Source organism: Neisseria sp. HMSC31F04, from assembly GCF_001807735.1.
Taxonomy (GTDB): Bacteria; Pseudomonadota; Gammaproteobacteria; order Burkholderiales; family Neisseriaceae; genus Neisseria; species Neisseria elongata.
On sequence record NZ_KV790757.1, the window covers coordinates 1 to 18,141 of the forward strand.

Below are 18,141 nucleotides of genomic sequence, written 5' to 3' on the forward strand. Positions count from 1 at the left end.
CTGAGGAAAAGGAATTTTGCAAAGGTCTCAGTTTGCTTTGACACCGTAGCCGTACTGACGAGCGCGGCCGAGACCGAACCAGCCGTCGGGACAGCCTTTTTTGGCGAGCTGGCGGTAGGTGCGGTAGGCGGCGCGTGCTTCGGCAGGATCGGCGGTAAAAGAGGCACAATAGAGGTATTCGAGCAGGGCAGCGTGGTAGAGGGATTTAGGTTCCATGGTTTTTGCCTTTCTGGGGGTTTTCAGACGGCCTTTGAGGCCGTCTGAAAGCTTGTCGGAACAGCTTTGGATAGACGATAAACCAAGCGGCGGCATGGCAATATTGAACGATGGTTCGGGTGGTGTGGGGAGGCTCTGGAAAACGGCTGTATCTGCCGCTTAAACCGCTTGCCGTGCCGGAAGGGTTTTAATCTATTGCCTCCCAGTTAAAGTCCGGGTCGGCGGCAGGAATATGCCCCGATTTAAAATATTCAACGGCACAACGGAATGCATGCTCCCGATGAATAATATATTTTGCTTCAAATAATCCGTATTGCCCGCCCGCATTCAATTTCACCAACGGCGAGGGTGGCGTTTCAACGGTGAGGTTAAACAGCACATCGTTTTCTTCACCCGTTACCACATATTTCCCGTTGCCTCCCGCCACCATCAGATAACTGCCGCCTGTACTTAAATTGGCGAGCGTGTGTCTGCTGGCATCTAGTTTTTCCAACACGGACAATAATTCGGCTTCCGAAGAAATATTGAACATTCTTTCTTGGCATCTGATGCCGATCCATTCGTCTAAAACAACTTCCATAGATGATTTATTCGGTTTGTTTCAGGCCGTCTGAAAGACTACCCGAACGGGTTTAAAACAAAATGCGGGTCATCGGGCCGTGCGGCAATACCGCCGGATGCCGGCCGGAATAAGGTCTTTATTGATACTGCTGCACGCCCACGGTTTCGGCCAGGGCTTTGAGGCGGCGTTCGGATTTTTCCACGTAGGGGTTGTTGCTGTCCCAAGCGTAGCCGGCGAGGATGGAGCTGATCATGCGGCTGATTTCGGGGTTGCGGTTGGGGGCGTAGATGGCGTCTTGGAAGCTGCCGTCATACCAGCCGTTCACATAGGTGCGGAAGGCGTTGACGCCCACCATCAGCGGCTCGGTGAATTCGCGCTGCCAATCTGCTTCTTGGCCTTTGAGCTGGCGGGCGAGCAGGTCGGCGGCGAGTTTGGCCGAGTGCATGGCGATGGTGACGCCGGAGGAGAAGACGGGGTCTAGGAATTCGGCGGCGTTGCCCAAGAGGGCGAAGTGGCGGCCGTGCAGGGTTTTGACGTTGGCGGAGTAGCCTTTGATGTGGCGGAAGGGGAAGTCGTTTTCCCATTGGGCGTTGCCCAAAATGCGCGCGAGCATGGGGATTTCGGCGGCGTAGCGGCGCAGGATGGCTTCGGAATCGCCCAGGCCGGCGAAGCGTTCGGGCAGGCCGACCACGCCGATGGAGCAGCGGTTGTCACCGAAGGGGATGAGCCAGAGCCATACGTCGCGGTGCACCGGGTGGGTGGAGATGAGGATTTTGCTGCGGTCGAAATCGGGGTCGGTGATATTGTCGTCGATGTGGGTGAAGTGGGCTTCGCGCATGGGCAGGTCGGACGGGGTGTCGAGGTCGAGCAGGCGGGGGAGGACGCGTCCGTAGCCGCTGGCGTCGAGCACGAAGCGGGCGGTGAGTTCGTAGGCTTCGCCGTTGTCGGTTTCCACGCTGAGGCGGGTGGTGTCGCCGCTGTTGTCGAAGGCGGTAACGGCATGGCCGAAGCGTACGTCCGCGCCTTGTTTGGCGGCTTCGTCGATCAGGATCTTATCGAAAATTCCGCGGCGCACTTGGTAGGTGGTGCCGGGGCCGGGGGTGAATTTGTCGGTGAAATCGAAATAGGTGTAGCGGCTGCCCCAAGTGAAGGCGGCGCCATTTTTAAACTGGAAGCTGGGCTCGGCCTCTACGGCGGGCAGGAAGCCGGCTTCTTCGATGAATTCCATGCAGTGCGGCAACAGGCTTTCGCCGATTACGAAGCGGGGGAAATGCTGCTTTTCGAGCACGCACACGGAAAAGCCGTGTTTGAGCAGCAGGGCGGCGGCGACTGCGCCGGAGGGGCCGGCGCCGATGATGGCGATATCGCAGGATTGGGACATGTTTGGTCTCCTTAAGGATGGGGTGTGAGGTAGGCTTCAGGTAGCCTTTCAGACGGCCTGGAAGGCTACCTGAAAATCGTGGGATAAGGTTTGCGCGGCATCAATAGATAAAACCGTATGGGTTTAAGTTTCAGACGGCCTTTTTATATTAGGCGGGCAGGTTTCGTCATTCATAATTCACATTAGGGGAGGCTACCTGAAAAGTTCTAGCCAGCCTCCGGGGTTCAGGCGAAATATTTGAGGGATGGCCTATTTGTCCAAAACTTTGGTATTGACCAACAAGCGCACCGCTGTACCTTCATAACGCTGGTTCAACCATGCCTGTAACCGTTCGTGGTCTTTGGCGGGCAGAGGTTGGGTGAATTCGAGCAAAACCACGACAATATTGTTACTTATATCTGCCTGTTTGTTTTGACTGCTTTCAGGCTGCTCCTGTGTAGTGGGTGCCGTTTGCGTTTTCTCCCAAACCACGCTGCGTCCGACAACGATTTTTTCCGCTTCTGGGTACTGGGCCTTTATTTCCCTCAGTACCGCTGTATCTACGCTACTGGCGGTTTTGTCTGCCAATGCTTCTGCTGTTTCTTCACCGTCTCCCCCCGCATAGGCTATTTTCACTTGCGGCTCTTTCACGCCTGCCGCTTCCAGACTTTTAACCAGCAGGGCAGTAATTTTATCGGCATTTCCCGTTCCGTTGACAATCAGCTCGACCGCATGCTGTTTGTGGTTCAATATCTTACGCAGCACCAAGAACCCTTCATGCTGCTGCACGGTGGCGATGGCGGCGTTGGCTTTGGTGTTGAACAGTTCCTGACGTACCAACTCTGAGGCCATATAGCCGCTCGGAATCATCACAGCCAGCACGATGGCGGTAATAATAATACTGTGCAGTCTGCGTTTGGATTCGGTTACCAGCCCCCTGCGCGGCAGCTTGAGCAGCTTCGAAACCAGCAAGGTGGCAAAAGCGATGAATACACAGTTGATGGAAAACAGATAAAAAGCACCGAAAAAATAGTGCCAGTTACCGTGTGCCAATCCGTAACCCGCAGTACACAGGGGCGGCATCAGTGCGGTGGCAATTGCCACGCCCGGTATGGCGTTGCCTCCTTCTTTTCGGGTTAGGGCCACAATACCTGCGCCACCACCGAAAAAGGCAATCAACACATCCCAGATGGTCGGCTGAGTACGCGCCAAAAGCTCGCTTTGCGCTTCTTTCAGCGGAGTGAGCAGGAAATACAGTGTGGCGGTAACCAAACTGATGGCAACACATACGGTAAGATTGCGCACCGCTTGGCGGATCAGTGCAGTATCGCCTACCGCCAAACCGTAACCCACACCGACGATCGGCCCCATCAACGGAGAAATCAACATCGCCCCAATCACTACCGCCGTACTGTTTACATTCAAACCGATACTCGCCACTGCAATGGCAAACATCAGTACCCACATATTGGTTCCCGACGCCTGCGTATTGGCACGGATGTCGGCATCGATTTTGTCGGGATGCGCTTGGTCATAGTCAAGGCTGAACACATCTTGCAGCTTGGCCATGGCGTCATTGTCTTCTGCTTCTTGATTTTTATTATTCTCCTGTTCTTGCATCTACTTATCCTTAAATCTTAACGATTAGTTTTGAATGCGGTGCCAACAATTGCAATCAAATATCGGCAGCACACTTTTCAGTTGATTAAGCCATCTTTATAGCTTTGAAGAAACTCCGACTTAGCTTGGCCAAAATATCGATCCATTCCGTTGAAGCTCACGCTTTCAGGTAGCCTTTTTCAGACGGCCTCCCGCCCCGCGCCTTCTCTCTTCAATAGCCAGGCCGAGAGCAACACGTTCAACCCCACGCCGAGCGATACGGTGATGCCGAAGGCGGCGACGGCGGGGGTGGTGCTGATGGCGAGCAGCAGGAAGGAGATGGCGGTGGTGAGGGCGGCGAGGAGGATGCCGCCGAGTTTGGCGGCGGGGGTTTCGCGGGCGGTGAGGGCGTAGACGGCGTAGTCGGCGCCTACGGCGGCCACCAAGAGCAGGCCGAACATGGCGAACAGGCTGATGGGCAGGCCGAGCCAGCCGAGCAGGCCGACGGTGGCGGCGGCGGAAATCAGCGGCACGGCGAGGATGAGGCTGCCGCGCCGTGCGCCGAAGATGCGCCACAGCACGAGCCAGGCCAGGGCGAAGGAGGCGAGTTTGAGCCAGGCGGCGTGGTTGCGGGTGTGGCGGAAGAGTTCGTTCAGCCGGGCGCGTTTGTCCACCAGCCGGGCGCAGGTGCCGCCTTGGTTGCAGGGCAGCGCGGAGAGCGCGGTTTGCACGGCGGCGGCATCGTTCAGGCCTTGCACGCGCACGAGGGCGGCTTCCTGGCCTTGGATGTTGTCCAGATAGAGGGTGCGCCAGGCTTCGGCGGTTTGCCCGCTTAAGGCTTGATCAAGCGGGACGACGGGCTGCGCGGCGGCTTGCTGCAGGGCGGTTTGGATGGTGTCAGGCTTCAGGCCGAGCTGGAGCATGGGGTCGGCCGACGGGGCGGGGTGTTCGGCCAGGCGGCGCAGTTGGGCGAGCAGGGCTTGCTGCTCTTCGGCGGGCAGCAGCCATTGGTTGAGCGACTGCACGCCGCCAATTTTTCCTTTGTTTGCCAAGGGTTGCAGGGCGGCTTCCACTTGCGCGCTGCGGCGCAAGAGTTCGTCTGCGTTGCCGGCCTGCACGAGGATGCTGCGGCCGCCGGTGTCGTTGCCGCTGATGTCGGCCACTTGGCGCATTTCGGCGATGAGTTGGGGCGATAAGGCCGCCCAGTCGCGGATGTCGTCGCGCCAATCGGTTTTCAGGTAGCCTGCGGCGGCCAGCGGCAGAATAGGCAGGAGCAGCCAGTGCAATCGGGCGGCGGCGAGCTTGTGCATGGCAGCGGCAAACCGGGCGGCGCGAGGGCGGTAGCCGCGGAATAGCGGCGGCAGCAGGAGCACGGTGGCGGCAAACGCGCCGCCGAGCGCGGCTACGGAAAACACGGCGGTTTGGCGCAGCACGGGCAGCGGGGTGAAGGCGAGCAGCAGGTAGCCGGTGGCGGTGATGCCCAGCCCGGCGAGAAAGGCGGGCAGGACGCGGCGCATGGCTTCTTTAGCCGCCCAGTCGGGCGAAAACACCGAGGGCGTGAGCCAGTGCAGCGGGAAGTCCACCAGCATCCCCACCAGGCTGGTGCCGATCACGACGGTGAGGATGTGAATCTGCCCGAACGCGCCCACCACCGCCGCCGCGCCGAGCAGCATGCCCGCGCCCAGCGGCAACACCAGCGCAAACACGCGCGGGCTGCGGAACACGGCCAACAGCAGGGCGAAGGTGAGCGTCAGGCCGATGGTGGACATCAGGCCGCTTTCGCGTTCGGATTGGGTTTTGGCTTCGGCGGCAAACAATGCGCCGCCGGCGGCCAGCAGGCGGTAGCCGCCGCGCTCGGCTTGGGCGCGGGAATCGGCCAGAAGCGGCAGCAGGCGTTCGGCCTGATCGGCGGCGGCTTTTTCAGGTAGTCTGGCGCGCAGCCACACCCAAGTGAAGCCGTCTTGTTCGCTATACATCATGCCGTTGCCGCTGTGCCATTGCAGGCGGCCGGAGGGCTGTTTTTGCTGCACGAAGCGGGCGAAGCCGAGCCAGTCGTCTTCCAGCGGCACGATTTGCGCGGCAAACGGGTTGGCCGCGTCTTCGGCGCGTTGTTGGAAATAGGCGGCGGGGTCGTGCAAGAGCAGCTGTTGTTGTTCGCGCGGCAGGGCGTTCACGCCGAGGCGGCGGATTTCCTGCCGCAGTTGTGCCAAATCGGGGTTTAGGCGGCTGTCCACCGCGGCGAACAGGCCGCTTTGCTGCCAGCGGTCGGCCACCTGTTCGGCGGCCGCGAAGGCGCGGTCGGCATCTTCGCTGCCCACCAAGAGCAGGATTTGGCCGTTGAGCTGTTTTTCGCCCGCTTCATCTGCCGCGCGCCACACCGCGTCCACCTGCGCGTCGGCGGGCAACAGCGCGGTGAGGTCGGTTTGCAGACGGCCTCCCTGCGCTATCCCCCAGCCCAGCCATGCGGCGGCGAAGGCCAGCAGTAAGGCATACAGCCACGCGAGCCTAGTCATGCAGCGCCACCCTGCCCGAAGCGCAAGGCGTGTCGCCCTGCCTGATGGCGAAATGGATTTTGTTTTTCGCCGCGTCGTGCCGCAGCGTGAGCTGCACGGTGTCGTGCGGGCGCACAAAGTGCTGGTATTTCAGGTTTTCGATGTGTTGCACCGTTTTTCTGCCCCAGTCGAAGCGTGCCGCCAAATCCATCGCCCATTGCACTTCGATCACGCCGGGCACCAGCGGGAAATCGGCAAAATGGCCGCCGAAATAAGTCAAATCCAGCGGCACCGTGCCTTCAAACGCATATTCGCGCGTTTCTTCGTTGGCGTGCAGCAAAGCCCATTGCGGCGCGGTTTGCGGCACGGTAAAGGCCGTCTGAAAATCCTGTTCGCGGATTTTTGCCTGTGGATTGCGCGGCAAGGCGGCGGCGAAACGCCAATAGCGCGGCAGCGCGGCGGTGTCTTGCGTTTTGGCCAGATGCTGTTTCAGGGTTTGCACCACGGCGGCGCGCCCCTGCTCGCGCAGCGCGGCAATGCCTTCGGCGGAAAGTGCCGCCCAGGCGGCAATCCGACCGTGCTGCGGATGGCGGGCGCAATGCGCGTCGGCCACCCAGCCGTGGGCGAGCAAATCGTGCTCCAGCTGCGCCAGCGACACGCGCTTGTCTTCCAGCTTGATGATGCGGTCTTGGCGGCCGAGCAACTCCAATCGGCGGCCGTACAGCCGCACCGCATCTGCGGTTTGCCGCACCCCGCCACTCCACGGCGAGGCTACCTGAAAAATGTTTTCTTCGTTCACCGAAGCCTCCACTTCGGGCAGCAGTTCCCACGCACCGCCCTGCCGCAGCGCGATCACGCCGGTTTCCGTGCTGCCGTACACATCGTGCGGCGCAAAGCCCAGCTTCTCTTGCAGCAGCGCGGCGGTGGCCTCCGGCAGCATTCCGCCCGCGCTGATGATGCCGCTCACATTTTGCCGCAGCCGTGCCCAGTCGCGCCCCTCGCCCAAGCGGTTCAACAGCGCGGGGCTGGCAATCCACACGCACTCGCGGCGCGAATCGGCCAGCAGCAATTCGGGATACACGCACTGCCGCCGCCCGATTTCACAGCCCGCCGCCAGCGACACGAACACGCGGAAGGTCAGCCCGTATAAATGCTGCGGGCTCACACTGCCCACGGCGGCCAGGCCGCGCCAGCTTTCAGGTAGCCTTTCGGCCAGCGCTGCCGCTTCGGCCAGCATCTGCGCGCGGGTTTTGGTTTCCACTTTCGCCTCGCCCGAAGAGCCGGAAGTTTTCAGATACAGTACGTTTTCAGACGGCCATTCCAACGCTTCCTCCGGTGCGGCCGCCTGCTCCGCCGCCCCGTCGTACAGCCAGAGGCCGTCTGAAACTTCCGGCACGTCGCTCAGCCACACCGCCCCGCCCGCTTCCGCCCAACGGCGGTTTTCTTCCGCCAGATTCGGCGGCAGATACACCTCCGCCCCCGCCAGCCACGCCGCCAGCAGCGCGGAAGCAAACCGTGCCGCATCGTCGAACCACAGCGCGGCGGCCTGCACCTTGTGCGCACGCAAACGCGCGGCCAGCGAGAGCGTGGCGGCGGAAAACTGCGAGGCTGTCCAGCCTTCGGCCAACAGGGAATCGGGGGAGCGGTTTAAAATCGGGAGTATGGGCATGGTTTTGGGTTTGGGTTTGGGTTGCAGTTGGATGGGGACGGGCGGTTTGGGGCGTTTCATCAGCGGTTAAAAAATATATTGCCGACCGACGCGCGTACCCGTGATGCCGTCTGAAAGTTTTGACGGCGGATTGTACAACGGGTTTGAAGGATGCGGGTATCTGTACCGGCGGCATCTTGGGATTCCGGCATCTGATTGAAGCGGCAGAAGCCTGCCGTTTCCTGCGCCCCTCAATTATCGGCCATTTGTCGGGCAGGACGCTTTGAGGCGGAAGGGCTGCAGACGGGGAAATTATCGGAAAGGCCGTCTGAAAAACAGGGATGGTTTTCAGACGGCCTAGTGGGATTGGCTTTATTCGTTGTCGGGTTCGGCAAACCAATCTTGCGTGGCGGTGTCGGCATCGAATACCTGCCCCATCAGCGGGGTCAGCGGGTTCACGCCCAGGCTGCGCGCCAGCGGGAGGCTTTGCAGCAGGGGTTCGTTCCAAGCGTGCAAGGCCATCGAGTACGCGCCCCAGTGGATGGGCATGAAACGTTTGGGCGAGAGCTGTGCGGCATAGCGGGCGGTTTGTTCGGGGAAGAGGTGGTTGTCGGGCCAGTGTTCGCTGTATTGGCCGTTTTCAATAAAGGCGATGTCGAAGCCGTTGAATTTTTCGGCAATTTTGTCGAAATGGCTGCCGTGGGCGGAGTCGCCGTGGAAATAGAATTTTTCGTTGCCGTGTTCGATGGCGAAGCTCGACCACAGGGCTTGATTGCGGTCGGTCAGGGTTCGGGAGGAGTCGTGGCGGGAGGGCAGCGCGGTGTAGCGGATGCCGTTGCGTTCGGTATGCTGCCACCAGTCGAGTTCGGTGATGCGTTCGCGCGGCACGCCCCATTTTTCCAGCAGTACGCCCATGCCGAGCGAGACGACGAAGTGGCTGCCCTTTGAATTGAGTGCCTGCACGCTGTCTTTTTCGAGGTGGTCGTAGTGGCTGTGGGAAATCAGGACGACATCGACGGGCGGCAGTTCGCCGATTTCGGCGGGGGCGGGCTGAAAGCGTTTCATCATGACGGGGACGGGGGAAACGGAGTCGCCGAATATGGGGTCGGTGATGACGGTTTGCCCGCCGATGCGCATCAGCAGGGTGGAATGGCCGAACCAGATAAAGCGGCTTTTGCCTTCGGGGGCGGCGAGGAAGGCCGGCCAGTCGGGTTTGACGGTGGGCAAAAGTTTGGGCGGGCGGGTCGCCTGCGGGTCGGTCAGGATTTTCCAAAATGCGCCGGCCAGGCCGGTCGGTTTTTGCTGCGGTTCGGGATTGAAGAAGGTTTGCGTTTCCGGGTCGTAGTGGTCGCTTGCGGGGTAAACGGGATGGCGGTCGGGATACAGGCCGTAGGCCGATAAGGCGCAGGCGGCGGTGAGGGTGGCGAGTTTTTTCTTGTGCTTCATGGTGGTGCGTTTCGGCGGTCGCGCCGTTTTCAGACGGTCTGCATTGTAGCAGCAGGGCAGGACCGGTTTTATTTTTTACTGAACGGGGTAATAAATTAACTTAATTTTTGCCTGAGGGATGCGGCATCGATAGGCCGTCTGAAAGGTTGTTTGCAGTTTTCAGACGGCCTTTTCAGACGGCCTTTAGGGTGTGTGGCGGTTTATTGTCCGAAGGCAAAGGCGGCGATTTTGAAATAGAGGTAGTTGGCCAGCAGGGCGGCAAACCAGAGTGCGCCCAATCGGTTGTTGGCCAGGAATTCGCGGAAACAGGCGTTGCGGTCGCGCTGCCGGATGGCGCGGTATTGTTTGATTTGCCAGTAGAGGGCCAGGGGGACGGCGGGCCAATACGGCCAGGCGGCGGAAATCGTCAGGCCCAGCCAGATCATGAGGGCGGTGAAGCCGAGGTGGCAGGCGAGTACGGCTTCGGCATCGCGGCGGCCGAAGGTGATGGCCGAGGTTTTGATGCCGATTTTGAGGTCGTCTTCTTTGTCGGCCATGGCGTAGGCGGTGTCGTAGGCCAGCGTCCACAGGACGTTGGCGGCAAAGAGCAGCCAGGCGGTGGGCGGGACGTGGCCGGTAACGGCGGCAAAGGCCATCGGGATGCCGAAGGAAAAGGCCAGGCCGAGGTAGAGTTGGGGCAGGGGGAAGAAGCGTTTGGTGAACGGATAGCTCATGGCCAAAAACAGCGCGGGCAGGCTCATCAGCCAGGTCAGGCGGTTCAGCGGCAGCAGGCAGAGCGCGGCGGCGAGGCAGAGCGCGGCGGTCAGCAGCAGGGCTTCTTTTTTGCCGACTGCGCCGCGTGCGAACGGCCGGTTTTTGGTGCGCTCGACCGCGCCGTCGAAGTTGCGGTCGGCAAAGTCGTTGATGACGCAGCCCGCGCTGCGCATCAGGAAGGTGCCGATGACGAAGGCTGAGAGGATGGTCAAATCCGGCATGCCTTGTGCCGCAATCCACAATGCCCACAGGGTCGGCCACAGCAGCAGCATGGTGCCGATGGGTTTGTCCGCGCGCATCAGTTGTCCGTAGATTTTCAGGCGTTCGGCTGTTGTGTTGTTCATGGTGTGTTTCCGTTGGTTTGAAACCGCCCGTGTCGGGCAAATGCTTTGGGAGGCCGTCTGAAAGCGGGGCGGTTTTTCAGACGGCCTTTTGCCTGCGGGGGCGGTCTGTTCGATATGATAATAATTTGCCGTTTGTCGGCGTGATATGCCGTTAATCTTTACCCGATTTAATGCCGCCATTGCTTTACTTGGCGGTTCGGCTGCCTATAATAACGCCTTCGCTGTGTTTGGTTTTGGACTATGAAACGTTCCGTCCTCTGTCCGATGCTGCTGGCCGCTGTCGGGCTGATTTATATCGTGCTGTTTACCTGTGCCGTCAATTATATTGCCGAGCAGGTGTTTCGGTTTACTGTGTTTGCCAAGCCGCAGGCAGTCGTGATGACGGTTGCTTTGGCGGCATCGGTGTTGTTTGCTTCGCCGCTGCTGCCTTTCTGCCGCAAGTTGTTCGAACGTTGCGGCGCGAAATGCCGTCATTATTTCGACCATACCCGCTAATCCCATCCGTTCCGCCGTGTTTTTTCAGACGGCCTGTTTCCCTTCGGGCAGGTTGTCCGTCTTCATGCTTTGTTCGAAATCGTGCAGCAGCTCCAGTTCAAACCGGCTGAAGCCGGCTTTCTCCCGCGCATCCAGATTCACATATCCCCGAAATACGAACATGTCGTAACGCGACAACAGGTTGCGGAACAAGGCCATCGGTTCCAAGCCGCGTTGGCGGCACAAATGCTGATACCAGTAATTGCCGATTTTCACATGGCCGACTTCGTCGCGGTAAATGATGTCCAAAACGCCGCATGTTTCCGTATCGCCGCGTTGCGCCACTTTGGCGCGTATGCCGGGCGTAACGTCCAAGCCGCGCGCTTCCAGTACCCTGGGGACCAACGCCATCCGCAGCAGGGGGTCGAAAGCCGTTTTGTAGGCCATGTCCCATAAGTGATTGTGCGCGTCGAAATCGCCGTAGGCATAACCGAAGGCTTTCAGACGGCCGGACATCAGGCGGAAATGGTATTCCTCTTCGCAAGCCACCTTTATCCAGTCGTACACAAATTCGTCGGGCATCAGGCGGAAGCGGTAGGCCGCATCGAGCGCGAGATTGATGGCGTTGAATTCGATGTGGCAGATGGCGTGCAGCATCGCGGCATAACCCTCCGGCGTATTCATTTTGCGCGGTGTAACGGCTGAAGGCGGAACCAGATTGGGTTTGTCCGGCCGGCCGGCTTCGCGGAAATCCAACGGCGGCGCGGCATTTTTCTCAAAAGGCGGGCGTTGTGCCGAACGCTCGGCCAGTTCGCGTACCAGCCGGCATTTTTGTTCCGGGTCGCGGGACAAGAGTGCCTGTTCGAGCAGTGAATAAAGGGAGTGCATAAAGTTTCCCGACGGCGAAAAACCGCTATTATAAGGTCAAACCCCCGCAAGGCCGTATCCGGCCCGGACGGGGAATTAAATAAATGTCAAAGCTTGAGGCCGTCTGAAAATAAAACGGCAGTCAATACATATCCTTAACGGCTTTACAAAAATTAAACCCGTTCCGAAGCACTTGCCCGTTTGAAGATAGGCTTTATACTGCCGCTTTGTTGCAATCCAGCCGTAAGGAAATGTTTAATGAAACAGACGACTTATTCGAAATTCTTCGCTGCCGCTATGTTGGGCCTGGCAATCGGCGCGGCGCAGGCGGGCGGAATCGACGCCTTGAAAAAATTCAATGCCGATGCCGACGGGTTAAGCGGCTCGTTCAGCCAAACCGTGAAAAACAAAAAGAAAACGCAAACTTCCGGCGGTACGTTCCAAATCATGCGTCCCGGCCTTTTCCGCTGGGAATACAGCAAGCCCTACAAACAAACGATAGTCGGCGACGGCCAGCATATTTGGCTGTACGATGTCGATTTGAAACAGGTAACCAAATCCGACCAGTCGCAGGCCATCGGCGACAGCCCCGCCTCCATCTTGTCGGACAAAAACGCTTTGGATTCCAGTTACAGCCTGAAGGAAGACGGCTCCGGCGACGGCATTGATTATGTGCTCGCCACGCCGAAGAAAAACAATGCCGGATACCAGTTTATCCGCATCGGCTTCAAAGGCGACACGTTGGCGGTCATGGAGTTGAAAGACGGTTTCGGCAATCAGACCAGCATCAAATTCAGCAATGTGAACACCCATCCCAACTTATCGCGCGGCAATTTCAAATTCGTGCCGCCCAAAGGTGTGGACGTGTTGAGTCAATAAACAAAACGGAGCTGCCGGCTTTACGGCGGCTCCGAATGTTTTTCAGGCCGTCTGAAAACGGACGGCCGCGCAGGGGGAAGGAATGAAGACAAAAAATAGGGCGATACGGATGAAGATATTCGCACTGGCTCTTTCGATGGCTGCCGTCCAGGTGCATGCCGTCTCGGCACAAAAGCTGGTGTGGGAGGCGCGCCAGCAAATCGGCCGCACCACCGCCTACGATCCCGCCTACAGCAATATCGGCTATCCGATGGGGGATGTGCCCGTGCACAAAGGCGTGTGTACCGATGTCGTCGTCCGTTCGCTGCGGCGGCAGAAAATCGATTTGCAGCAATTGATACACGAAGACATGAGCAAAAATTTTGCCGCCTACCCGAAAAAATGGGGCCTGACCCAGCCCGACCGCAACATCGACCACCGCCGCGTACCCAACATCGCCACCTATTTCCAACGCAAAGGCTATCAAACCCATGACGAAAAATTCCTGGCCGGAGACATCGTTACCTGGGATTTGGGGCGCGGCCTCACCCACATAGGCATCGTTTCCGACCGCAAAAGCGCGGGAGGAGAGCCGCTTATTTTGCACAACATCGGACGTGGGACCCGTGAAGAAAACATTCTCCGACGCTACAAAATCACCGGCCATTACCGTCTGCCGCGATAAACCCTTGTTACGGCAACGGAAGGCCGTCTGAAAAGGAATAGTAAATGATGAAAACCAAATATCTGGCCGCTGTATCCGCCCTGCTGTTGGCGGGCTGCGTGTACAGCGAAACGTCGTACGGCCGTTATGCCGCCATCGACCTGCCCGTGGAAAGCCGCACCACTATCAACAAAACCGTGACCATCAACGCTCCGCCGGGTACTACCGTCGTTTACGGCGACGCCACTCCTGCCTCCGCCTATCAGGGCGGTTACGACTGTTATTACGACAGGGGCAACCGCCGCCGCTGCTATCCGCGCCACAATCCGCCGCCGAGACAGGTATACCGCGTGGAAGGCCAAAGCGGCAGCATAGGGCAAACCTATGAAGGCGGCGGCTACTATATCGGCGGACAGATCAGCCGCTAGCCGGGTTTGCCGTAAGCGGACGATTTGACAATGCCTTAATTCCTTAACATTTCATTTGCTTAAATCCAGGCCGTCTGAAAAAGCGGCTGCGGCGATTGACAGCGGCGGGCAAATTCCGTATAGTCCGCGGTTCTGAACAAGGAGTAATGGCTGAGAGGCTGAAGGCACCTCCCTGCTAAGGAGGCATGTGGGGTCAACCTGCATCGAGGGTTCGAATCCCTCTTACTCCGCCAATCTTTGCAAAACCCCTGAGTTATTCAGGGGTTTTGCTTTACCTGCCGCCGTATTTCGATTTATGTCCGCCATCCGTCTTTTCTTTTCATTCTTCTTCATCGTCCTGCTTGCCGCCTGCGGCCCATCCGCCGAACGGCAGGCCGTGGTTTTGCAGGGCAAGACCATGGGCACAACCTATACCGTCAAATATCTTTCAGACGGCCTCAAAGATTTGCCGCCTCCCGAACAGGTGCAAGCCGATTTGGACAAATTGCTGGTTGAAGTAAACCGCCAAATGTCCACTTACGACCCGTCGTCCGAAATCAGCCGCTTCAATCAGTTGCAGGCTGTCGGCGAGCCGATGGAAATTTCCGCTGATTTTGCCTTCGTTACCGCCGAAGCCTTCCGTTTGAACGGCCTCACCCAAGGCGCGTTGGACGTTACCGTCGGGCCGTTGGTGAATCTGTGGGGCTTCGGGCCTGACAAAACCGTTACCCGCGAACCGACGGACGAGCAAATCCGGCAGGCTTCCGCCGTGGTCGGTACGGATAAAATCATCCTGGCCGGCGGGAGTGGAAAACAGACGCTGGCCAAAAAAGTTGCCGGCACATATCTCGACCTTTCTTCGATTGCGAAAGGATTCGGCGTGGACAAACTGGCCATCCATCTGGAAGGCCTGGGTATTGAAAACTATTTGGTGGAAATCGGCGGCGAATTGCGCGGGCGCGGTAAGAACGAACGCGGCGAAACTTGGCGAATCGGCATCGAACAGCCGCAAATCCTGCAAGGCGGCAATACGCAAATCGTCGTTCCGCTGGCCAATCATTCGCTGGCCACTTCGGGCGACTACCGCAATTTCCATGTCGACGCGCACGGCAGGCGGTTGTCGCACATCATCGACCCGCAAAAGCATGTCCCTATCAGCCACAACCTCGCCTCCGTCAGCGTGATTGCCGACAGCGCGACCACCGCTGACGGCCTTTCCACCGCCTTGTTCGTATTGGGCGAGCAGCGCGCCCTGCAGCTTGCCGAACAGCAGGGTTTGGCGGTATTCTTGATTATCCGCGACGGCAGCGGCTACCGCACGGAAATGTCTTCCGCATTCAAACAACTGCTACGCGACAAGGATAAATCATGAGTACCATCCTCCTGACTTTCGGTCTGTTTTTATTGATTATATTGGGCATGTCGGTCGGTTATATTTTTTCCAAACGCTCGATTAAGGGCAGTTGCGGCGGTATTACCGCGCTGGGCATGAAGAAAATGTGCGATTGCGAAACGCCGTGCAATACGTTGCAGCAAAAACTGGATCGCGAGGCATCGGAAAAAATTACCGTCGACCAATAAATCAGCCGCCGGATTGCTTTCCGGCGGTTTCATATCGTTTTACCCAACGCCCGAACCGGTTTTTCATCATGGCCGTCCAAAACATCGAACACATATCCGCCGCCAACAAGCTGCAACCACTTTACGTCATCCACGGCGAAGAAGACCTGTTGCGCGTGGAAGCGTTGGACAAACTGCGTGCCGCCGCCAAGCAGCAGGGTTATTTGAACCGCGAGGTGTACACTGCGGACAACGCCTTCGACTGGAACGAAATGCTCGCATCTGCCAACAGCATGGGTTTGTTTGCAGACTTGAAGCTGATGGAGATTCATATTCCGAATGGCAAGCCGGGGAAAAACGGGGGCGAGGCATTGCTGAGCCTGGCGGAAAACCTGCCCGACGATACTGTAACCGTCGTCATGCTGCCCAAACTGGAAAAGGCGCAGACACAGGCCAAATGGTTTGCGGCGATGGCACGGCAGGGCGTGGTGTTGGAAGCCAAAGCCGTTTCAGGTAACGCACTGCCTGCTTGGATTAAAGGCCGTCTGAAAAACGCGGGATTAGACATCGAGGCAGATGCCTTGACACTCTTTGCCGAGCGGGTGGAAGGCAACCTGCTGGCGGCCAAACAGGAAATCGACAAATTGGCTTTGCTGCACCCGGGCGGCAGCATCATCAGCGTGGCGGATGCCGAGCTGGCCGTAGCGAATGTGGCGCGGTTTGACGTATTCCAACTGGCGTCGGCCTGGATGAAAGGCGATGCCGTACGGACTTTGCATCTGCTGGAAGGCTTGGAGGCCGAAGGGGAGGAACCCGTGCTGCTGCTGTGGGCGGTGGCCGAAGACATCCGTACCCTGATTAGGCTGGCCGCCGCACTCAAGCAGGGGCAGAGCGTACAGTCTGTGCGCAACAGCCTGCGCCTGTGGGGCGATAAACAGACACTCGCCCCATTGGCCGTCAAGCGGCTGTCCGTCAGCCGTCTGATCGGCGCATTGCAGGAGTGCGCCCGTATCGACCGGATGATAAAGGGTGCGGAGGACGGCAATGCTTGGGCGGCCTTCCGCCAAATGGTTTACGGCTTGGCAGTCTAGCGTTTCCGTTGCCGTCAATGAAGCGAACCGTACGGCAATATTGAAATATGTGTACCTGCCGTTGAGGCCGTCTGAAAAGATGCCGAAAATGTTAATTCGGTTTACAATCCGCACTTCGAACCAAACACAAATTTAAGAGACAGACATGAACCCGAAAATGTTTATCCAACCCGCCATTCGCATCTCGGTTATCGCCGCCGTCATCATCAGCATCCTGATACTGTTCGGCGTCAGATGGTGGGTGGCATTGCTCAGCGTACTGGGCATCATTGCCGTTATCGCACTCTTGGCCGTGTGGGTCATCAAACGCCAACGCCGCCAGTTTACCGAACGCCTCAAAGCGTTCAACATCGACCCCGAGAGCGGGCGCATCAATCCGGCCGACCTGCGCCGCATGTACAACAGCGGCGGCCAGGCGCAAAAAGATGCAGTGATGATTTACTGCATGGCGAACAACAACTGCCCCGAAGCCGATGCGCACAAAGCCTTTAAAGAAATGTCGATGTTCAACCCGAACGCCCGTCAGGCGCAGATGAAAGCCATGCAGGAAATGCAGGCTCAGCAGCGCAAAGGCAAAGGAAAAGGCAAGGGCGGATTCCGCTGAAATGCCGAATAACGATACACGCCGTCTGAAAAGCGTTTTGCCGGGTCAAAACCATTTTCAGACGGCCTCTTTTTACGGAAAAGCAAACCATGTATGACGTAAGCACCCACGATGTGCGCCGCTTCTTCGCCGACGTTTGGCGGCAGCGGTTTGCCCCGCTGCGACTGGACGCATTGCAGCAAAAAGCATTGCGGATTCTCGAAGCCCATCAGGAATATGCCGATTATCTGGAAAACATCGAGGACTATTTGGACACGGAATGGAAACCGGAAGGCGGCAGGGAAAACCCCTTCCTCCACCTTTCGTTGCACCTCTCGATACAGGAACAGGCCGCCATCGACCAACCGCCCGGCATCCGCGCCATCCACCAAGCCCTGTGCTCCCGCCATAACGGCGACTGGGTGCGGGCGGAGCACCACATGATGGAAGCTTTGGCCGAAACCATTTGGGAAGCGCAACGTTACGGCCGAGGATTGGACGTAAACGCCTACATGACCCGCTTGAGAAAAGCCATCGGGCTAGGTCAGGAAGAGCGGGCACGGCTCAACCCGCATGAAGTCGGACTTGGGCAAGCGGCCATCGGAGAATAATGGCGGCGGTTGATATACTATAACAAAATTTTCATAAAAAACATATGCTTAGGTATTTACTTTTCCGTTTTGGAAGACTATTATCGCGTTTCCCTAAAACTGGGTAAGACCATGCCCGACCTTAATCAAATCGAAGGAAGCATCATGACACACTGCACCATTCATCACGACCACGCCCATGTTCACGGCAGCGGCTGCGGTCATACCGCCATCAAACATGACGGCCATATCGACTACCTGCACGACGGCCATTTGCATCACGAGCACAACGGCCATTACGACGAACACGCCCTGCCGGTAAATGAAACCAACCCCGATGCCTGCATCCCGCTCGATACCTGTGCGGGCCATGTTCACGGAGAAAGTTGCGGACATGAAGCTGTCCCTCACGGCGACCATATCGATTACTTGGTCAACGGCCGTCTGCATCACCAGCACGGCGATCATTGCGATGACCACGGCCCGGTGGAAATCGTTGCATAATTCAGACCGATAAGTATCGGGCAAACAGGGGAGTCGGCATAATGGCCGGCTCCCCTGTTGTTATATATGTTGTACTTGAAGGTAAAAACAGTATGAGACCTTTGCAAAATCCCCCCAAAATCC

Annotated in this window: 19 protein-coding genes and 1 tRNA gene; 11 read left to right on the top strand and 9 right to left on the bottom strand. The window is 58.1% G+C overall.

What is annotated here, in order from left to right; translation table 11 throughout:
• Nucleotides 1–27: 27 nt before the first annotated feature.
• The 8 genes from HMPREF3107_RS00880 to ubiA all read right to left on the bottom strand — a co-directional run bounded on the left by HMPREF3107_RS00880 (nucleotide 28) and on the right by ubiA (nucleotide 10,420).
• Nucleotides 28–216: a hypothetical protein gene (locus HMPREF3107_RS00880; RefSeq protein WP_070452230.1), complete on the bottom strand. Its 189-nt coding sequence runs from the start codon at nucleotides 214–216 to the stop codon at nucleotides 28–30.
• 187 nt (nucleotides 217–403) lie between these two features.
• Nucleotides 404–796 carry a hypothetical protein gene (locus tag HMPREF3107_RS00885; RefSeq protein WP_070452233.1) on the bottom strand — a complete coding sequence of 131 codons (393 nt, stop codon included), beginning with the start codon at nucleotides 794–796 and terminating at the stop codon, nucleotides 404–406.
• Between the two features lie 118 nt (nucleotides 797–914).
• Nucleotides 915–2,159, bottom strand: coding sequence for an NAD(P)/FAD-dependent oxidoreductase (locus HMPREF3107_RS00890; RefSeq protein WP_070452236.1), 1,245 nt, complete (start codon nucleotides 2,157–2,159; stop codon nucleotides 915–917).
• Between the two features lie 249 nt (nucleotides 2,160–2,408).
• Nucleotides 2,409–3,758 carry a TIGR00341 family protein gene (locus HMPREF3107_RS00895; RefSeq protein WP_070452239.1) on the bottom strand — a complete coding sequence of 450 codons (1,350 nt, stop codon included), beginning with the start codon at nucleotides 3,756–3,758 and terminating at the stop codon, nucleotides 2,409–2,411.
• A 179-nt stretch (nucleotides 3,759–3,937) separates the two neighbouring features.
• On the bottom strand, nucleotides 3,938–6,250 hold the full coding sequence (locus HMPREF3107_RS00900) for an MMPL family transporter (protein ID WP_070452243.1): 2,313 nt from the start codon (nucleotides 6,248–6,250) through the stop codon (nucleotides 3,938–3,940).
• The gene (locus HMPREF3107_RS00905) at nucleotides 6,243–7,958 is read right to left on the bottom strand and encodes an ApeI family dehydratase (RefSeq protein ID WP_141742795.1); all 1,716 of its coding nucleotides are present in this window, start codon (nucleotides 7,956–7,958) and stop codon (nucleotides 6,243–6,245) included. The genes HMPREF3107_RS00900 and HMPREF3107_RS00905 overlap by 8 nt, the downstream gene beginning before the upstream one ends.
• A gap of 291 nt (nucleotides 7,959–8,249) precedes the next feature.
• Complete coding sequence (locus HMPREF3107_RS00910; protein ID WP_070452247.1) at nucleotides 8,250–9,323, bottom strand: MBL fold metallo-hydrolase; 1,074 nt, start codon at nucleotides 9,321–9,323, stop codon at nucleotides 8,250–8,252.
• Nucleotides 9,324–9,523: 200 nt separating this feature from the next.
• Nucleotides 9,524–10,420 (bottom strand): 4-hydroxybenzoate octaprenyltransferase, encoded by an 897-nt coding sequence (gene ubiA, locus HMPREF3107_RS00915; RefSeq protein WP_070452250.1) that lies wholly within the window; start codon nucleotides 10,418–10,420, stop codon nucleotides 9,524–9,526.
• Nucleotides 10,421–10,660: 240 nt separating this feature from the next.
• Between ubiA and HMPREF3107_RS00920 the strand changes: the two genes are divergently transcribed.
• A complete protein-coding gene (locus HMPREF3107_RS00920) occupies nucleotides 10,661–10,915 on the top strand; it encodes a hypothetical protein (protein ID WP_246828550.1) in 255 nt (84 codons plus the stop codon).
• Between the two features lie 24 nt (nucleotides 10,916–10,939).
• Here HMPREF3107_RS00920 and HMPREF3107_RS00925 read toward each other — a convergent pair whose 3' ends face one another.
• Entirely contained in the window at nucleotides 10,940–11,782 is an 843-nt protein-coding gene (locus HMPREF3107_RS00925) for a ferritin-like domain-containing protein (RefSeq protein ID WP_070452254.1), read from the bottom strand.
• 237 nt (nucleotides 11,783–12,019) lie between these two features.
• On the opposite strand from HMPREF3107_RS00925, the gene lolA reads away from it, so the two are divergent.
• From lolA to HMPREF3107_RS00975, 10 genes are all read left to right on the top strand, one after another.
• On the top strand, nucleotides 12,020–12,640 hold the full coding sequence (gene lolA, locus HMPREF3107_RS00930) for an outer membrane lipoprotein periplasmic chaperone LolA (RefSeq protein ID WP_070452257.1): 621 nt from the start codon (nucleotides 12,020–12,022) through the stop codon (nucleotides 12,638–12,640).
• Between the two features lie 109 nt (nucleotides 12,641–12,749).
• Nucleotides 12,750–13,304 (top strand): DUF1287 domain-containing protein, encoded by a 555-nt coding sequence (locus tag HMPREF3107_RS00935; protein WP_070452260.1) that lies wholly within the window; start codon nucleotides 12,750–12,752, stop codon nucleotides 13,302–13,304.
• A 44-nt stretch (nucleotides 13,305–13,348) separates the two neighbouring features.
• A complete protein-coding gene (locus HMPREF3107_RS12760; RefSeq protein WP_371327469.1) occupies nucleotides 13,349–13,711 on the top strand; it encodes a hypothetical protein in 363 nt (120 codons plus the stop codon).
• A gap of 140 nt (nucleotides 13,712–13,851) precedes the next feature.
• Nucleotides 13,852–13,944: transfer RNA gene (locus HMPREF3107_RS00945), tRNA-Ser, on the top strand.
• Nucleotides 13,945–14,006: 62 nt separating this feature from the next.
• Complete coding sequence (locus HMPREF3107_RS00950; protein ID WP_070452263.1) at nucleotides 14,007–15,062, top strand: FAD:protein FMN transferase; 1,056 nt, start codon at nucleotides 14,007–14,009, stop codon at nucleotides 15,060–15,062.
• The gene (gene nqrM / locus HMPREF3107_RS00955) at nucleotides 15,059–15,271 is read left to right on the top strand and encodes a (Na+)-NQR maturation NqrM (RefSeq protein WP_070452267.1); all 213 of its coding nucleotides are present in this window, start codon (nucleotides 15,059–15,061) and stop codon (nucleotides 15,269–15,271) included. Before HMPREF3107_RS00950 ends, nqrM begins: the two co-directional genes overlap by 4 nt.
• 68 nt (nucleotides 15,272–15,339) lie before the next feature.
• Entirely contained in the window at nucleotides 15,340–16,341 is a 1,002-nt protein-coding gene (holA, locus tag HMPREF3107_RS00960; protein WP_070452269.1) for a DNA polymerase III subunit delta, read from the top strand.
• A gap of 145 nt (nucleotides 16,342–16,486) precedes the next feature.
• Nucleotides 16,487–16,945 (top strand): hypothetical protein, encoded by a 459-nt coding sequence (locus HMPREF3107_RS00965; protein WP_070452272.1) that lies wholly within the window; start codon nucleotides 16,487–16,489, stop codon nucleotides 16,943–16,945.
• Nucleotides 16,946–17,034: 89 nt separating this feature from the next.
• Entirely contained in the window at nucleotides 17,035–17,535 is a 501-nt protein-coding gene (locus HMPREF3107_RS00970) for a DUF1841 family protein (protein WP_070452275.1), read from the top strand.
• Nucleotides 17,536–17,679: 144 nt separating this feature from the next.
• Nucleotides 17,680–18,018: a hypothetical protein gene (locus HMPREF3107_RS00975; RefSeq protein WP_070452285.1), complete on the top strand. Its 339-nt coding sequence runs from the start codon at nucleotides 17,680–17,682 to the stop codon at nucleotides 18,016–18,018.
• The last annotated feature ends 123 nt before the right edge of the window (nucleotides 18,019–18,141 follow it).

Bases quoted from the DNA above. Each gene is read 5' to 3' on its own strand.
- HMPREF3107_RS00880 (WP_070452230.1), bottom strand. From the start codon at position 216: ATGGAACCTAAATCCCTCTACCACGCTGCCCTGCTCGAATACCTCTAT.
- HMPREF3107_RS00885 (WP_070452233.1), bottom strand. From the start codon at position 796: ATGGAAGTTGTTTTAGACGAATGGATCGGCATCAGATGCCAAGAAAGA.
- HMPREF3107_RS00890 (WP_070452236.1), bottom strand. From the start codon at position 2,159: ATGTCCCAATCCTGCGATATCGCCATCATCGGCGCCGGCCCCTCCGGC.
- HMPREF3107_RS00895 (WP_070452239.1), bottom strand. From the start codon at position 3,758: ATGCAAGAACAGGAGAATAATAAAAATCAAGAAGCAGAAGACAATGAC.
- HMPREF3107_RS00900 (WP_070452243.1), bottom strand. From the start codon at position 6,250: ATGACTAGGCTCGCGTGGCTGTATGCCTTACTGCTGGCCTTCGCCGCC.
- HMPREF3107_RS00905 (WP_141742795.1), bottom strand. From the start codon at position 7,958: ATGAAACGCCCCAAACCGCCCGTCCCCATCCAACTGCAACCCAAACCC.
- HMPREF3107_RS00910 (WP_070452247.1), bottom strand. From the start codon at position 9,323: ATGAAGCACAAGAAAAAACTCGCCACCCTCACCGCCGCCTGCGCCTTA.
- ubiA (WP_070452250.1), bottom strand. From the start codon at position 10,420: ATGAACAACACAACAGCCGAACGCCTGAAAATCTACGGACAACTGATG.
- HMPREF3107_RS00920 (WP_246828550.1), top strand. From the start codon at position 10,661: ATGAAACGTTCCGTCCTCTGTCCGATGCTGCTGGCCGCTGTCGGGCTG.
- HMPREF3107_RS00925 (WP_070452254.1), bottom strand. From the start codon at position 11,782: ATGCACTCCCTTTATTCACTGCTCGAACAGGCACTCTTGTCCCGCGAC.
- lolA (WP_070452257.1), top strand. From the start codon at position 12,020: ATGAAACAGACGACTTATTCGAAATTCTTCGCTGCCGCTATGTTGGGC.
- HMPREF3107_RS00935 (WP_070452260.1), top strand. From the start codon at position 12,750: ATGAAGATATTCGCACTGGCTCTTTCGATGGCTGCCGTCCAGGTGCAT.
- HMPREF3107_RS12760 (WP_371327469.1), top strand. From the start codon at position 13,349: ATGATGAAAACCAAATATCTGGCCGCTGTATCCGCCCTGCTGTTGGCG.
- HMPREF3107_RS00950 (WP_070452263.1), top strand. From the start codon at position 14,007: ATGTCCGCCATCCGTCTTTTCTTTTCATTCTTCTTCATCGTCCTGCTT.
- nqrM (WP_070452267.1), top strand. From the start codon at position 15,059: ATGAGTACCATCCTCCTGACTTTCGGTCTGTTTTTATTGATTATATTG.
- holA (WP_070452269.1), top strand. From the start codon at position 15,340: ATGGCCGTCCAAAACATCGAACACATATCCGCCGCCAACAAGCTGCAA.
- HMPREF3107_RS00965 (WP_070452272.1), top strand. From the start codon at position 16,487: ATGAACCCGAAAATGTTTATCCAACCCGCCATTCGCATCTCGGTTATC.
- HMPREF3107_RS00970 (WP_070452275.1), top strand. From the start codon at position 17,035: ATGTATGACGTAAGCACCCACGATGTGCGCCGCTTCTTCGCCGACGTT.
- HMPREF3107_RS00975 (WP_070452285.1), top strand. From the start codon at position 17,680: ATGACACACTGCACCATTCATCACGACCACGCCCATGTTCACGGCAGC.